This is a genomic window from Amycolatopsis sp. NPDC058340 (assembly GCF_042723975.1).
Taxonomy (GTDB): Bacteria; Actinomycetota; Actinomycetes; order Mycobacteriales; family Pseudonocardiaceae; genus Amycolatopsis.
In genome coordinates this window covers 14,289-30,802 of the sequence record NZ_JBHXIB010000030.1, presented here as the reverse complement: position 1 = coordinate 30,802, position 16,514 = coordinate 14,289, and the positions used below count along the sequence as shown (strand labels likewise).

Annotated in this window: 6 protein-coding genes; 1 reads left to right on the top strand and 5 read right to left on the bottom strand. The window is 69.6% G+C overall.

Going from position 1 to position 16,514, the window contains the following annotated elements; translation table 11 throughout:
• The first annotated feature begins 58 nt into the window (after nucleotides 1-58).
• On the top strand, nucleotides 59-11,014 hold the full coding sequence (locus ACFWIW_RS27620; protein WP_378371151.1) for a hypothetical protein: 10,956 nt from the start codon (nucleotides 59-61) through the stop codon (nucleotides 11,012-11,014).
• 258 nt (nucleotides 11,015-11,272) lie between these two features.
• Here the strand turns inward: ACFWIW_RS27620 and ACFWIW_RS27615 are convergent, their stop codons facing one another.
• From ACFWIW_RS27615 to ACFWIW_RS27595, 5 genes are read right to left on the bottom strand one after another with little or no spacing between them, the layout of a single operon-like run.
• Complete coding sequence (locus tag ACFWIW_RS27615) at nucleotides 11,273-12,364, bottom strand: zinc-binding dehydrogenase (RefSeq protein ID WP_378371150.1); 1,092 nt, start codon at nucleotides 12,362-12,364, stop codon at nucleotides 11,273-11,275.
• Entirely contained in the window at nucleotides 12,361-12,651 is a 291-nt protein-coding gene (locus tag ACFWIW_RS27610) for a putative quinol monooxygenase (protein WP_378371149.1), read from the bottom strand. Before ACFWIW_RS27610 ends, ACFWIW_RS27615 begins: the two co-directional genes overlap by 4 nt.
• Nucleotides 12,648-13,241, bottom strand: a complete 594-nt coding sequence (locus tag ACFWIW_RS27605; RefSeq protein WP_378371148.1) for a glycerol-3-phosphate responsive antiterminator — start codon at nucleotides 13,239-13,241, stop codon at nucleotides 12,648-12,650. Before ACFWIW_RS27605 ends, ACFWIW_RS27610 begins: the two co-directional genes overlap by 4 nt.
• A gap of 18 nt (nucleotides 13,242-13,259) precedes the next feature.
• Nucleotides 13,260-14,822 (bottom strand): FAD-binding oxidoreductase, encoded by a 1,563-nt coding sequence (locus ACFWIW_RS27600; RefSeq protein WP_378371147.1) that lies wholly within the window; start codon nucleotides 14,820-14,822, stop codon nucleotides 13,260-13,262.
• Entirely contained in the window at nucleotides 14,819-16,489 is a 1,671-nt protein-coding gene (locus ACFWIW_RS27595) for an FAD-dependent oxidoreductase (RefSeq protein WP_378371146.1), read from the bottom strand. The genes ACFWIW_RS27600 and ACFWIW_RS27595 overlap by 4 nt, the downstream gene beginning before the upstream one ends.
• Nucleotides 16,490-16,514: the final 25 nt, after the last annotated feature.

Sequence of the window (16,514 nt, the reverse complement as noted above, 5' to 3'; positions counted from 1 at the left end):
TCAGCCTTCTCCGAGTGAACGGCGCGTCGTCGCGCGCCCGTGAACGGGGAGGTGCCCGATGGGCTCACGTGCCGGCTCCAGGTGGCTCGCGTTGGCGACGGCGTTCGCCGTCTCGATCGGGATGGGCGTGGTGGTCACCCCGCCCCCGGCACGGGCGGCGAGCCCCGGGGTCGGCACGCTGGTCGACGCGTTGGCCGGGCCCGCGAACAGCTTCGCCACCTGGAGCAAGGGCCTCGGCACGATCGGGCAACTGGCGAAGGCGCTGCCCGCCGTGCAGACCAGCCCCGGCGCCGCGCTCGGGTTCGACACCCTGGCACAGGAGGCGTTCAACACCGGCACCAAGAAGCTCTCCGCCGCGGTCGACGACGCCGATCTGGACATCGACCAGCCGATCACGTTGTCGGCCGACCGGACCGGGACGCTCAAGACCACGCTGAGCACCGTCGGCGAGGACAAGCGACTCGATCTCACCCTGACCGTCTCCCGCGTGCTGCAGAACCAGGCGCTGAACATCCCGGTCCCGATCGGAGAAGGCGGCAACGCCCCGCAGTCGGCGTTCTCCTCCACCGGCGGCGTGCGGCTCACCGTCGGCACCACGGTGAAGCTGACCGTGATCTGGGACAAGGCACACGACAAGGCCTACATCCTCAACGACGGAACGACGCCGGCGTTCACGGTCGACGCTTCGGCCGGTTTCCCCGACGCGAACGCGATCAAGGCCGTCAACGCCGCGATCGGCGTCCTCGGGGTGAAGCTCGTCGAGACCGACACCTCGCTTGACCTGAAGGCGCATTTCGCCGCCACGATCAACGACCCGGACAACGACGGGCGGCTGGCGTTCGTCAACAACGACGGCACCGCGGGCGAGCTGGCCCAGAACGGTTCGCTGGCCGGTCTGGTCAGCTTCGGCTTCGCCAGCCCGGCGGGGTCGCTGAACGGCTCGCTGCACCTGGCGGCCGCGCCTGCCGCCTCCTTCTCGCTGGAGCTTCCCTCGGTGGACGCCAAGATCGGCCTCAGCTGGCCGGACATCGCCACCGGATCTCCGCAGATCACGCCGGAAGGCATCGGCACCGTCGGCCCGTTCCTGAACATGACCCCGCGTGACCTGGCCACCGGCCTCGCGCAGCTGGCGACGACGCTGACTTCGATCCAGCGCGCGAAATGGGGCGACGCGGCGAACCCGATCGGCAACCTCGACCTGCCGTTCCTCAAGGGCACCCTCGCCGACGCGATCCAGCTCAACGAGTCGATCAAGAAGTTCTTGCAGGACAACACGAAGTCCGCGGCGGACCCGACACAGGCGGGTGAGCCGCTGTTCGTGTCGCTGCAGCAGATGCTCGACAAGCTGAACACCGCGGCGAACCTGCCCGGCGGCGCCAAGATCGGTATCTCCGACGTCCACTTCCCGCCGGGTTCGACCAAACTCGACTTCAAGATCACGTTGTCCCGCAAGGCCCCGGCGACCGCCGTGGATCTCAACGCGGCCGCCGCGGCGGCGTCCGGGCCGGCGGGCACCCCGGCGAAGACCAGCTACACGCAGACCACCCTCAAGGACGAGAACCAGACCTGGAAGACGGGCGAGTTCGCGGGACGGCGCGTCGTCGCCGGTGCGGCGGGCGCGACCGTCGAGAACAACGACGGCAACACGCTCTTCCTCCAGGCGCCGGGCTGGACGCCGGTGATCCCGGCCGCCAACTCGCCGTACACGATCTCCGGGATGCAGGGCGATGTCGGCGTCGTCCAGCTCGGCAACGACCTGAAGACCGGTGGTCGCGGTGTCGGCGAGGCCAACGCCGTCAACGCCACCGCGAAGGTCAAGCCCAGTTACGACGCCGCGGTCACCCTCGTGCTCGACCTGCAAAACCCGACCGTGCACAACCCGCCGATCGAGCAGAAGAACCCGGACGGCAGCACGACGCTGGTCGGCGCGACGCCGACCGGGCCGGACCGGGTGCTGCTGCGCACTTCCGGCGCTCCGTCGCTGTTCACCGCCGATTTCCCGATGGACGCGGGTATCGACCTGTTCGCCAACGCCGGCTTCCTCCAGGTGCAGCTCAAGGGCGCGGCGCACGTCTGCCACCCGAACGCGGGCGCCGACTGTGCCGGGACACCGGGCGCGGACGACCATATGGCGCAGGTGAAGTTCAAGGACCTCGGTGACCTGACCTTCGGCGCGGTCGTGGACAAGTTGCTGCACGACCCGGGATCGCTGCTCGACTTCCAGGTGCGGGTCCGCGGTGCCGGTGGCGTCGACGCGAGCGCGCCGGGTACGGGTGACTTCCTGAAGGGTGCCACCGCGCACGCGGGATTCACCTGGAACGACCTCACCAAGCTGACCGGTCCCGACGGGCCGCAGTTCAGCACGAGTGACCTGTCCGAGCTGGTGAATTTCGACTTCGACCCGGCCAACCCGAAGGCGCTCTTCTCGATCCTCCTCAAGACGTTGCAGACCCTGAACGCGTCGATCAGTGACGCCTCGCCGTCGGGCGCCGCGGTGTTCGGCACGAAGATCCCCCTGGTCGGCCGTTCGCTGAAGGATCTGTTGAAGGCCGACCAATCCGGCTCCGGCCCGACCGTGAGCTACGGCCCGAATTCCGTGAAGGACACCGCACGCACCGTCGAGAAGGGCAACGCGTTCCCGCCCTCGCTCGTCGGCCGCACTGTCGTCGCCGGTACCCAGGTGGGCATCGTCGGCAGTGTCACGCCGGACACGCTGGTCCTGGCCGGTCCGTGGGCCAGCCAGCCGTCACCGGCCACGTCCTATGTGGTCAGGTCCGAATTGGACGATGTGATCTCGATGCTGGAGGCGGCGCCGTCCGACAACCTGCAGCGCCTCGTCCAGACCATCAACACACGCTTCAAGGACAGCGTTCCGGTCACATTCGAATACGCCGAACCCGGCGGGACGCCGTCGCTGATCATCCGGCTCGACTGGAAACGCGTGTACCACACCAGCACGCCGGTGCAGTTCGACTTCAGCCTGCCGTCCGGCGGCCAGCGGGTCGCCGGGGTACAGGGCGACGGCTCGGTCTCCCTCGGCGTCGGCGGTCAGGTCAAGATGGGCCTGGTCGTCCCGCTGCAGCCGGGTGCGGGCCCGGCCGACGCGAACGCGCTGCGTGTGCTCGACGATTCGAAGATCGGCGTGAAACTCGACGCCACCGTGGAGAACGCCACCATCGCGACCACCTTGGGCCCGCTGAGCGTGTCGCTCGGCGACCCCAAGTCGGCGGACAAGGCGACCGCGAAGGCGTCCTACTCGATCGACCTGGCCAAGGGCGGCGGCACCGGCGCACCGGTCAGCTTCACCGACTTCCTCGGCGCGGTCGGCCCGACGATCAACGCCGGGAGCACCGCGGTCAATTGCGGGCTCGATGGCAGCACGCCGCTCGCCCTGTGCGCCAAGTTGCCGTTGTACATCAGCGAAGACGGCGGCGCGACGTACAGCAAGGTGATCACCGACGACACGAAGTCGAACAACTTCGCCTTGCGGCTGCCCAAGTCGACCGCTGTCGACGACTATTTCAACCTCGGCGGCGCGGCGATCGACGGGCATCCGCGGCTGGAGACGCCGGATCCGGCGCTGCTGGCGGACGCGCTCGCGGCCAAGCTGATCGACTTCGGCAGGCTCGACGGCCTCGACAGCTACCTCAACCTGGTGGAGCAGGCGCTCAACACCGCCAGCTTCGGCGGCAAGCTGCCGCTGCTCGGTGACGATCTCCAGCAGGGCGCGGACTTCATCGGGAAACTGCGCACCGCGATCCACAACGCGCTGGACCAGCTGCCGGCGAACGGCCACTTCGACGACATGGCCGCGGTGCGCGGCTGGGTCAACGACCAGCTCGGCGGGAAGCTCGCCGCCGCGGGCCTGAACCCGGACACGGTCACCGTGGACACCGTGTGCAAGACGCCGCTGGGCACCGTCGGCGCTCCGACGGTCAAGCTGCACGAAGGCGCGACGGCGGCGGACAAGACCTACCGCTACGTCGTCGCGTCGTATGTGACGATCGACGGCGCGAAGAAGCAGGCCAAGGCTAGTGATCCCGGCCAGATCACCACCGGCCCGGCCGCGCTGTCCACAACGGACTCGCTCGACATCACCTGGGAACCGGTCACCAACGCGGCCGGCTACCAGGTGTTCCGTGAAGAAGGCGGCGCCTTCAAACTCATCGCGGACGTCACCGACGCCAAGTTCACCGACGTCGGGGCCGCGTCGATCGGCGGGGCGCCGGAGAACCCGGCCGAGAACCCGCGGCCGCACGACTGCTCGTACAACGACCTCGACGCGGTCACGATCAGCCTGAACGTCAGCCAAGGTGATTTCAGCGGTGACCTGCTGAACTGTGCCGGGCTGCCGTCCGGTCACGAATGCCTCAAGAAGACCGTGCCGCTGGACCTGGGCATCCCCGGGTTCTCGTTGAAGGCCGACGGCGGCGCCGGCCCGGAGGTCCAGCTCGGCTGGCGGCTGCATCTGGCCATGGGCATCAGCCGCAGCGAGGGATTCTTCGTCGACACCAAGGACTCCGCGCAACCGGAGTTCGCGGTCGGGCTGAACGTCACGCTGCCGAACAAGATCAACGCGCAGCTCGCGTTCATCAACATCACCGCGGAGAACTGCACGAAGCAGAAGAGCGCGGACGACTGCAACCACGCGGCCGCCCCGGCGAACGACGCGGGTGTCCTGCCGTTGTTCGGCGGTGCGTTCAAGATCGATCTGATCGCGCCGGACGACCCGACCAACGGCAGGCTGCATCTGACCGATCTGCAGAACGCCGGGCTGGACCGGCTGGCCGACGTCAAGCTGCACGCGAGCGCCGACATCAACTGGCTGCTGAAGGCGCGGCCGGGTGAGGACGCCGGGTTCCCCGGTATCCAGGCGAACTTCCGGTTGCACTGGGCGTGGAACAACGCCAAACCGGGGACCAACAGCGCCGACAGCGGCAACTCCCCGCTGACGCTGGCCTTCGACAAGGTGGCCATCGACAGCGGCGAGATCTTCGGCAAGATCCTCGGCCCGATCGTGAACAAGATCAAGCAGGTGACCGGTCCGCTCGATCCGGTGATCAAGACGCTGTACGCGCCGATCCCGGTGCTTTCGGATCTGTCGCATCTGGCGGGCGGCGGTGACGTCACGATGGTGTCGATCGGCAAGGCGTTCAGCACGATCGCCGGCGGCCCGGACCTGAAGTTCGTCGACACCATCGCCGGGGTCGTGAACTTCATCAACCACTTCCCGAGTTGCACCACCACCTGTCTCATCCCGCTCGGGTCGTTCGAACTCGGTGGCCAGAAGGCGCTCGACACCACGGTGACGCCGGACAACACCGAGAGCCTGATCAGCGCGAAGAAGGACGCCGGTGGCGGCACCGCCTTCACCCCGATCCTCGGCGCGATCAACGGCAAGAACCAGAACGCCGATCCGGAGTCGGCCAACCCGATGACCACCAAGGCGTCGGCGGCGGGGTTCAGCTTCCCGGTGTTCGAGAAGCCCGCTTCGCTGTTCAACGTGTTGCTCGGCGGCGACGTGGACCTGGTCAAATTCGACTCCGGTCCGCTGCGCCTCGGCTTCGACTGGCGGCAGCAGTTCGGGCCGGTGTACGCGCCACCGCCGGTGGTGATCACCTTGCACGGTTCGGCGTCGGTGACGCTGCGGATCGTCGCGGGCTTCGACACCTTCGGTATCCGTAAGGCGTTCGAAGCCGCCCGTGCCGGCGAACTCGACCTCGCGACCGTGGGGCAGGCGTTCCTGCAGAGCCTGTTCTTCTACACCACCGAAAACGGGAAGCCGATCCCGGTGGTGTCGTTCACGGGCGAACTCGCCGCCGGGGCGGCCGTCACGGCGGTGATCATCACCGTCGGCATCGAAGGCGGGGTCGGGCTCACGGTCTCGTTCCTGTGGAACGATCCCAACCACGACGGGAAGTTCCGGATCACGGAGTTCCTGCAAACGGCGCTGAACAACCCGATATGCCTGTTCACCGTGTCGGGGCGGCTCTATGTCTTCCTCAAGCTGTATGTGACGGTCGGCTTCGGCCCGTTCTCGGTGTCGTTCAGCTTCACGATCGTCGACGTCACGCTGCTCGACTTCACCGCGACACCGAACTGCACGCCACCACCACCGAAACTCGGCGGGCTCAGCGGTGACGGCAAGACGCTCGTGGTGTACGCGGCCGCGCTCGGCCACACCGCCCAGCGCGGTGGCGGCGCGGGCGACCCGTACGAGTCGGACAAGCAGGAGAAGGACACCGTCAAGATCACGTCACTGCACGACTACGCGAACCCGGCGAACCCCACGTTCACCGGTGTGGCCGTGGACATGCTCGGGATCCGGCGCGAGTTCCGGAACGCGAGCATCGAGCGGGTGGTCGTGGACGGCCGCGGTTACGGCAAGCCGATGAGCGTGACGTTCATCGGGGACGCCAAACAGGACACCGCGAAGGACGGCCCACCGCCGCCGACCGCGCAGTTCGACCGCGACGCGATCGTGTTCGGCGGCGACAAGAACGACCAGATCAAGACCGGTATCGGCAACTCGTGGGTCGATGGCGGCAAGGGTGACGACACCATCGTCACCGGCGACCGCACCGTGCTCGCCGCGGACCGGAAGAGCTATGTCCGAAACGAGGCGAAAGCGCGTGTCGCGGGCGGTCCCGGCGTCGACAGCATCACCGTCGGCAACGGCCTGGACGTCGTCGCGGGCGACTCGAGCCTCGGCGCGCCTCCGGTGACCTCGATCGGCTTGAAGGAGCTGAAGAACGACGGCCGGGACGGCGGCGACCCGCTCGCGGACGGCACCGGCGGTCCGACGGTCTCCGTGCCGAACTGGGCGATCCTGCCCGATCCGGCTGGCGGGACCGGGAGCGGCGACGGCAACGACACGATCAAGGTCGGGCTCGCGAAGTCGACCGCGTTCGGCAACGGCGGTGACGACACCCTCGGTGTGACGGCCGACGATCCGCTGAAGGACGTGCCGACGCTTCCGCAGTCGCTCTTCGTCTCACCGGGCGCGATCCTCGTCGGCGGTGACGGCAGCGACCGCTTCGCCGGCGGGACCGGGCCGGACGAGATCTACACCGCGGGCAAGCTCGACCCCGGTATCGACGGCTACGGCTCGGACGACGCGAACACCACGGGCGGCCCGGCGGGTGGGCCGATCAACACCGTCGACACCGGCTCCGGTGACGACAAGGTGTTCGGCGGCAAGGGACAGGACCGGGTGACCGGCCACTCGACGAAGACGCAGAAGGACGACTTCCGCGGTGGTGGCGGCAACGACATCCTGTTCGGCGGGTTCGGGGCGGACACCCTCTACGGCGGGCCGGACGACGACTACGTGATCGCCGAACCGTCCACTTTGGACTTCCCGGACCCGGCGAAGACCGACGACTACGGGCCGCTCTACTTCGTCACGCACACGCCGCTCCCGCAGGGTGTGAGCCCGTCGCACAAGACGCTGGTCGGCGGACTCGGCCGCGACCACATCATCGGCGGCGACGGCGGCGCGGACGTGTACGGCGACAAGCAGACGACACCGTGCAAGGCCGGTTCGCCACTTCCGTCGACCCCGGTCGACGAGACGGTGAACGACGCGCTCGACGGCAACGACCGCGTCATCGGCGGCGCCGGTGTGGAGAACGTGCGGGCCGGTGGCGGTGACGACAATGTCGACGCCGAGGCGAACGAAGATCTGGTGTGCGGTGAGAAGGGCAAGGACGTCCTGCACGGCGGCCGCGACGCGGACCAGGTCTGGGGCGGCTCGGACGACGACGCCGTCTACGGCGACACCGGTACCGACACCCTGTACGGCAACGACGGCGTCGACACGATGTTCGGTGGCGACGACCCCGACACCATCGAAGGGAACAACGGCAAGGACTGGATCTCCGGTGGCCTGGCCGGTGACGTGATCGTCGGCGGCACGCGGGCGGCGGGTCAGCCGGACGACGGCGACAAGCTGTTCGGCGACGGCGGCACCGACACGATCATCGGTGACAACGGCGATCCGGCGGCGGCAGGTGGGCCGGTGTTCGACCTGGCCAGTAGCGCGGATGCCGCGCTGGGCGGCGACGACACCATCGGCGGCGGCCTCGACACCGACGCGCTGTACGGCGGGTTGGAGAACGACACCGTCTCCGGCGGGAAGGATCCGGACCGTATCGAAGGCAACCCCGGTTCGGACACGCTGAACGGCGAGACCGAGGCCGACGACATCATCGGCGGCAGCCACCAGACGCCCGGTGACCCGGCGGCGAAGAACGCGGCGGGCTATCCCGACGCGGGTGACACGATCTCCGGCGGCGACGCCGACGACGTGATCACCGGTGACAACGCCACGATCACCGGTACGGGTGGCGCGGACTCCGGCGACCCGGTCACCCGGGGACGCGGGCTGTCGGCGGGCAGGCATGTGGTGCTGTTCGACCTCGGCCACGCCCCGAATCCGGCGAACTCCGGCGGTGACACCATTTCCGGCGGTACCGCCACGGACATCGTCTACGCGCAGTCCGGAATGGACACCGTGCACGGCGACGCCGGGGACGACTACGTGGAAGGCGGCCAGGACGCCGACAAGCTGTTCGGCGACTCCGGACAGGACGATCTCGTCGGCGGTTCCTCCGCCGTGGAGATGGGCAGTGGCCAGGGCACCGTCGGCCAGCTCGACACCGGGGACACCATCTCCGGCGGCGAGGACGCGGACGTGATCACCGGCGACAATGCGCTCGTGACCAGGGACGCGGGTATTCCGAAGAGCCCGATCACCCAAGGCCGCTTCGACACGGATCTGCCGGGCGCGCTTCCGATGACGCAGCGCAGCATCCAGCTGTACGACCTCGGTGACACGCCGGTGCCGAACACCTCCGGCGGCGACGACATCACCGGGGACAACGGGTGCGACGCGATCCTCGGCCAGTCCGGCAACGACCGGATCAAGGGCGGCAACGACGGCGACCACGCCGAAGGCGGCCCAGGCCGGGATTGGCTCGAAGGGAACAACGGCGACGACGACCTCGTCGGCGGCAGCTCGACGATCCACGGTGACGACACCGCGCTGACCACCCAGGGCCAGCCGGACACCGCGGACGTGGTCTTCGGTGGCACGGGCGACGACGTGGTGCTCGGCGACAACGCGATCACCGACCGGATCGCACCGCCGTCGCCGTACCTGCTGCGAGTGGGCAGCAACGGGACGTTCGAGACGCAGCGCTCGCTGCGGCTGCTGGATCTCTCGTGGAGCAACGGATTCCTCGGCGCGCCGGCACGGTCCGTGGCGGGCGGGGATCAGCTCTCCGGTGGTGGCGGCGTCGACGTGATGTTCGGCCAGGACGGCGACGACCAGATCTCCGGTGGCGCGAACGACGACTACGCCGAGGGCAACGGCGGGCACGACACGATGTTCGGCGACCGCACCCTCGCGGAGGCCGGGATCGCGATCAGCCCACCGGAGCCGGCGTGGCCGGGCGCGGCGTCGGACGACCTCGGCGACGTCTCCGCGCCGAACGGCCAGGACGACCTGATCGGCGGCAGCTCGCTGGAGGTCTTCCGCGACACGGCCGACGACGTGCACGGTGACGGCGCCGCCGACTTCATCCTCGGCGACAACGGCACCGCGGTGCGGGACATCGTGGACCAGACCGGCAAACCGGTGGCGCTCGGCGACGACCTGTCGAAGGTCTCGCTGCCGCTGACGAACCGGATCTACGCGAAGCGTTACGACCCGCAGAACCTCCCGCAAGGCGCGGCGTTCGTCCGCCACGGCGTCAACGGCGCACCGACCCGCTTCTGCACCACCACGCAGGCGACCTGCGAGGCACTAGGGGCCTCCGGCGGCGACAACCTGTGGGGCGACGCGGGGGAGGACACCCAGTACGGCCAGGACGGCGACGACCTGATGTACGGCGACACCGGCACGACGACGGCTCCGGGTGACGGCGCCGACGACATGTACGGCGAGCTGGGCGGGGACCGGATGTGGGGCACCGGTGGCGAAGACGCCATGGTCGGTGACCGCGGCGGTGTCGTGGACGTGTTCCAGAACGGGTCGAACCACTTCGTGATCGACAACCCCCAGGTGCCCGCGATCCACTACGAGGGCTTCCTGGCAGGCTCGGTCACGCGGCAGGTCGATCTGCAGCACGACGTCAACGGCGACACCTTCGCCGCACCCGGCAACGCCCCGGCGATGCCGCACCGCGGCGACCTCGAAGGCGGCGACGACCGTATCCGCGGCGGCGACGACCACGACTCGATCCACGGCGGCTTCGGCGACGACCTGGCCAACGGGGATTCGGGTGGTGACATCGTCTTCGGCGACGACGGCGCGGACGTGCTGTGGGGCGGCAAGGGCGGCACCGACCCGGCCAACCCGAACGACCGGGGTGTCAACGACTCGCTCGTCGACCACCTCAACGGCGGCAAGGGCGCGACGTCCGGACCGTCGGTCGACCCGGACACCGGCGCGCTGGGTTCGGACATCCTCGACTGGCGCCCGCGTGGCACCTACGGCACACCGGGGCAGGCGACCTGCACCGCGAACCCGTGGCCGCAGACGTTCGGCAACGGCAAGAACGCGGTCACCGTCGACCCGTGCTCGTGGTTCGAGATGACGAACCTCGACAACGCCGATGTCGCGGACAACCAGCATCACCAGGGCATCGACTGGATCTACGGTGGCTGGGACCGCGACGTGCTGCAGGCCGACGTGGCCGACAACGGGCCGAACCTCGGTGACCGGTTGCTCGACTGGGGCGGTGCGTACAACCTCTACACGCACTGCAACGCGGCCTACGGCGGCTACAACGACGTCCGGCAGCACAGTCCGACGCATCAGGAGTTCCTGCAGCGGTGGGCGTACTCGCTGGGTGCCGGTCAGGTGGCCGGGGACGTGACCACGGAGGGCACGTCGGCGTACGACGAGCTGGCGCTGGTGTACCAGCCGGATATGAAGGACCACGGCACGGGACCGGCGTTCCCGACCACGCCGGGCCATTTCGACAACCCGAACGCGTGCGCACCCTGAGGTCGGCGCGATCCGGTCGGTGAGAAGGAGGCTTGCCCGCTGTGGAGGATTTGGGACGTCGAGTGTCCTGAATCCTCCACGCTCGAATCGCCTGGCCGGCGCGAGGTTTGGCGTGCCTGGCGGTGACGATGTGGGAATCGGGACGTTGAGTGTCCCGATTCCCACATCGTCGAGGGCCGCTCATACCCCACTCGCCGACATCGGCGCAGGGCGTATTGCGAAAGCCACTTTCGCAACGCCGAACTGGGTCACTCACCCTCAAGAGAAGGTGACCACCTGCCGGACCGCGGCCCCGCGACGCAGCCGGTCGAATCCCGTGTTGATCTCCTCCAGCCCGATCCGATGCGTCAGCAACGCCTCCACGGGCAGCAGCCCGGACCGGTACAGGGCGATGAACCGAGGGATGTCGCGCCGGGGGACACAGGAGCCGAGGTAGCTGCCACGGAGCGTTTTCTCCTCCGCCACCAGGCTTTGCGCGGGCAGCGCGACTTCGGCGGCGGGGTCGGGCAGCCCGACGGTGACGGTGGTGCCGCCCGGTCGCGTCGCCCGGTACGCCTGCTGCAGGGCGGCCACCACGCCGGTGGTGTCGATCGCGTGGTCGGCGCCGCCACCGGTGAGGTCCTTGATCGCCTCGACGTCGCCGTCGAGCGCGTGCGTGGCGCCGAGGGAGAGCGCCAGCTCACGTTTCTCCGCGACGACGTCGACGGCCAGCAGCGTGGTCGCGCCGGCGGCTTTGGCGGCGAGCAGCGCCGCCAGTCCGACACCGCCGAGTCCGAACACGACGACGCTGTCGCCCGGACGCACGTCGGTCGCGTTGAAGACGGCACCGGCGCCGGTGAGCACGGCGCAGCCGAACAGGGCGGCGACGTCGAACGGGAGCGTCTCGTCGACGGCGACCACCGAACGTTCCGAGACCACGATGTGCTCGGCGAAGGCGGACACGCCCAGGTGATGCCCTGGCCGTCCGCCGGACGCGGACCAGCGGGTGCCGCCACCGAGCAGGGTGCCGTTCCGGTTGGCGTCGGCCGCCGGCGCGCACAGGGCGGGGCGGCCGGTGAGGCACGGGCGGCAGTCCCCGCAGGAGGGCACGAAGGACAACACCACATGCTGCCCCGCCGTGAAGCCGGTGCCCGGTCCCGGCTCCACGACCTCGCCCGCCGCCTCGTGCCCAAGGACCATCGGCAGCGGCCGGGGCCTGCTGCCGTCGATCACCGACAGATCCGAGTGGCACAGCCCGGCCGCCCGCACCCGGACGAGCAGTTCACCGGGCCCCGGCGGGTCCAGCGTCAGGTTCTCGATCTCCAGCGGACGGCCGACTTCGCGGAGCACCGCGCCCCGCACCCGCGTCACCGCTCGCTCCCGGCCGGGACGCAGGTGGTGACCTGCCGCTCGGACAGCAGCGGCACCACCTCGCCGAGCACGATGCGCCGGAAGTGTTCCGACGCGCAGTGGTCGGTGAAGTCCTGTTCGGACTCGTATTCCTCGACGATCACCACCACCCCGTCCTCGGTTCCGGTGTGGACGGTGTACCGGAGGCAGGCGGGTTCGCGCCGTGAGGCGTCGGCCATCGGCTCCAGCAGTTCGAGGACGCGGTCCCGGTACGCGGTCACGTACCTCGCCACCACGACGAAGCTCATTTCTCTCCTGCGCTCAGCAGGGACCGGGTCAGCGACCACAGCCCCGAATCGGACGACGCGGCGCCCAGTGCGCCCATCGCGAGTGAATGGGCCACCCCGGCCCGGTCGGTGACGAAACCGGCCGCCACGAACGGCGACATGACCTCGCGGGCCTGGGCCGACATCCACGGGATGATCGGCGCGGGCATCAGCTCCACCAGGTCCGGGCGGCTGCGTTTCACCGCTTCCAGGCTGCGGTTGAGGTTCGACCGGTCGGTGACGAACACCTTGTGCATGGTCAGCATCGACAACGCGCGTGCCCGTTCGATCGGGGCGACCCGGGTGCTGACCACCCCGGTCGCCCCGATCTCCTGGAGGAAGTCCACGCCGCCGCGATCGGTGGCCAGCCCGGGACAGGAGTCGATGTTCACGAACAGGATCTTCTCCAGCCCGGTCAGCACCGGGACGATCTTGGCCAGCTGCCCGACCGGGACCGCGGCCAGGATGCCGACGCGGGACGCCGCGTTCGCGAAGTCGGCCACCTTGGCGGTGCCGACCACCGACGCGCAGACCGGGACGTCCGCGAACGCCGCCGTGATCCTCTCGTTCATACGGTCCACAGTGGTCGATCAGCTCGCGGAGTCAAGGGGATTCGGCCCGAGGTCACTGGGCAGCCCGAGCTTGCCGGGGTTGAGCAGGCCCTGCGGATCGAGCGCCCGCTTCACGGCGACGAACGTGCCGAACCCGGAGCCGAGCGTGTCCGCGAGATACGGCCCCCGCAGCAGACCGGAACCGTGGTGGTGGCTCAGGGCGGCTCCGTGGCGCACCAGCACGGCGTTGGCCGCGTCCCATGCCGAGCGGTACCAGTGCCGACGCTTCTCCGGTTCCACGTCGCCGCGGAGCGAGAAGTACAGGCACGCGCCGTCGGTGTAGGCGTGGGATTGGTGCGCGGACGCGGCCAAGGTGCCGGGAACGGCCTCGATCGCGGCCACGACCTCGTCGTAGATCGTGGGCAGTGCCGACCACGCGCCTGCCATTTCGAGCGTGTCGGCGACGAAACCGGGGCCGGGCGTGAACCCGTCCGCCGACTTGCCGACCAGCATCCGCTCGTCCAGCCACCGCTCGAAGATGGCCTGGCCGTCCAATTCGGACCCGGTCGAGGCGCAGACCTCGGAGCTGACGCGGAGCATCGCGTCGACCAGCACCGGGTCGCCTTCGTCGGCGATCAGCAGCAGGTTGGTGTCCGGCAGGCCGAAATGGGTCCCGCTCTCCAGCTTGTCGTAGAGCCGCATCGCGGCCGGTGTCGCTCCGCGCTGCATGATCAGCCGGCACGCCTCCAGCCCTTCGGCGAAGGTTTCGAAGCCGTAGGCGACGGCCTTGGCGTAGCCGGGCAGCGGGTGCGTGCGCAGGCGCACGGAGGTGATCACGCCGAGCGTTCCCTCCGAACCGACGAACAGCTGGCGCAGGTCGGGGCCGGTGGCGGCGCGCGGATAGTCGCCGAAGCGGGCGAGCGTGCCGTCGGCGAGCACGACGTCGAGGCCGACGACCATGTCCTCGATCTTGCCGTAGCGGGTGGAGAGCTGGCCCGCCCCGCGGCAGGCCACCCAGCCGCCCACAGTGGACAGTGCGAACGCGGACGGCCAGTGTCCGGTGGTGGCGCCGTGCGTCTTCTGCAGTTCGGTCTCGAACAGGTCGCCGAACATCCCGGCCTGCACGTCGACGATCTGGGAGTTCGCGTCGAAGGACAGGATCCGGTTCAGCCCGCAGACGTCGAGCACCACGCCGCCGCGTACCGGCAGGGCGGCGCCGGTGACGTTGCTGCGGCCGGCGGACACCGTCAGCGGCACCTTGTGCTCGCCGCACAGTCGGACGACGGCCTGCACCTGCTCCACCGTGCTGACCTCGGCGATCACCGCTTCCGGCGTCGCCGGGTTCCCGGCGGTCTCGCCGATCATCGAACCGGCCCACCAGTCGCGGGTGCGGAGCACGACCTCGTCGTGCTCGGTGTGCACGGCGTCCGCGACCTCGCGCAGCGACTCGGTCAGCGCGGTGGGCACGGGGACGACGGTCGTCTGCAGCGACGCCGGGCCCTGCCCCGGAGGCGTCCGGTCACCCCAGCGGGGCGGCGTCGGAGCCCCGACCACGTACTTCCCCCGGTTGAACGGGTGGGCGATGGTCTGACTGCTGATCATGCGTTGTCTCCCAACAGAATCGACTTCTCCCGGGCGACGTCCGCCCGATAGTCCCGCACTTGCGACGCCACGGTCTCCGGTGGCAGGCCGAGTTCGGCGCCGAGCAGTTCGCCGACGAGCGGCGCGGCCTCGGCGGAGGCGTCCCTGGCGAACAGCCGCAGCCGCGTGCGCCGGGACAGCACGTCGTCGACCGAGCGCGCCATCTCCGACCTCGCCGCGAACACCACCTCGGCCTTGAGGTGCGGCTGGCCGGGCACGAGCGGCTCGCCGAGCGTCGGGTCCTCGTCGACGAGCGCGCTCACGAAACGGGCTTCGGTCCCGTAGCGGCCGCCGAGGTGCGCGGCGATCCCGCCGGTCGCCGCGGTGGCCTCGGCGTCGTAGCCGGCGCCGCCGAGCAGGGGCAGGTTCTTGGTGCGGCAGCGGGCCTTGCGCCCCAGCAGCCCGAGCGCCTCGTCCACGACGAGTTCGCCCATATGCCTGCTCGTGGTGAGTTTGCCGCCGGTCACGGTGACCATGCCCGAGGCGACGGTGATGTGGTGATCGCGCCGCATGTCGAGGGTGGTCCCTTCGGAGCCGCCGACCAGCGGCCGCAGACCCGCGTAACTGCCCAGCACGTCCTCGGGACCGAGTTTGGTGTCGAAGGCGATCGTGGCGCCTTCGAGCAGGAACTCCATCTCGTCGCGGGTGCAGTGCACGTCGTCGGTCGGACCGTCGTAATCGGTGTCCGTGGTGCCGACCACGACGACGTCACCCCAGCGGGTGCAGGTCGCCCGCCTCGCGCGGCCGGGGATGGGCACCGTCACCGTGCAGTCGTTGCGGATCTTCGACCACGGCAGCACGATGTGGACGCCCTTCGCGGGGCGCACCTGTGGCCGGTGCCCGGGGGAGGCCATGCCGTCCACGTCGTCGGCCCACACCCCGGTCGCGTTGACGACCACCCGCGCCCGGACGTCGATCCGTTCGCCGCCGGCCTCGACCGTCGCACCGGTCACCCGTCCGCCCGTGGTGCGGAGGCCGGTCACCTCGGCGCCGTTGGCCACGACGGCGCCGAGCCGGGCCGCGGTGCGCACGATCGCGAGGGTCAGCCGGGCGTCGTCGGCACGGCTGTCGTAGTACATGAGGCCGCCGCGCAGGTGGTCGGCTCGCAGGGTCGGGGCGTGCGCCAGTACTTCGTCGACCGTGAGCCGCTGGTGCAGCTTGCCGATCCGCCAGCCGCCCGCGAGGTCGTATGTCCACAGCAGACTCTCGAAGGCGCGGGCGATCCGGGCGTCGAACACCCCGTCCTTGGCCAGGATCGGGAACAGGAAGGGCAGCCGCTGCACCAGATGTGGTGCGTTGCGGCGGAATCGCTGGCGTTCCAGGAGGGAGTGCCGGACCAGATCCAGGTTGCCCTGCTCGATGTAGCGCAGGCCGCCGTGCACCATCTTGGACGATTTGGACGAGGTCCCGGACGCGAAGTCGTCGCGTTCGACCAGCGCGACCGACAGGCCGCGGGCGGCGGCGTCCAGCGCGCAGTAGGCGCCGGTGATTCCGCCGCCGATGACGAGAAGGTCGAACTCGCCGGTGTCGAGTCCGGTCAGCGCGCTGCGACGGTCCAGTCGCAGCAGCGCCGAAGGGGTCGCTCCCGCTGCGACGGCATTCGGCCGCCGGGACGGCAGTGTGAACATTTTCGGGGAACCTCTCAACTCAGAA

Coding starts and splice junctions, on each gene's coding strand:
- ACFWIW_RS27620 (WP_378371151.1), top strand. CDS start 59: ATGGGCTCACGTGCCGGCTCCAGGTGGCTCGCGTTGGCGACGGCGTTC.
- ACFWIW_RS27610 (WP_378371149.1), bottom strand. CDS start 12,651: ATGAGCTTCGTCGTGGTGGCGAGGTACGTGACCGCGTACCGGGACCGC.
- ACFWIW_RS27605 (WP_378371148.1), bottom strand. CDS start 13,241: ATGAACGAGAGGATCACGGCGGCGTTCGCGGACGTCCCGGTCTGCGCG.
- ACFWIW_RS27600 (WP_378371147.1), bottom strand. CDS start 14,822: ATGATCAGCAGTCAGACCATCGCCCACCCGTTCAACCGGGGGAAGTAC.
- ACFWIW_RS27595 (WP_378371146.1), bottom strand. CDS start 16,489: ATGTTCACACTGCCGTCCCGGCGGCCGAATGCCGTCGCAGCGGGAGCG.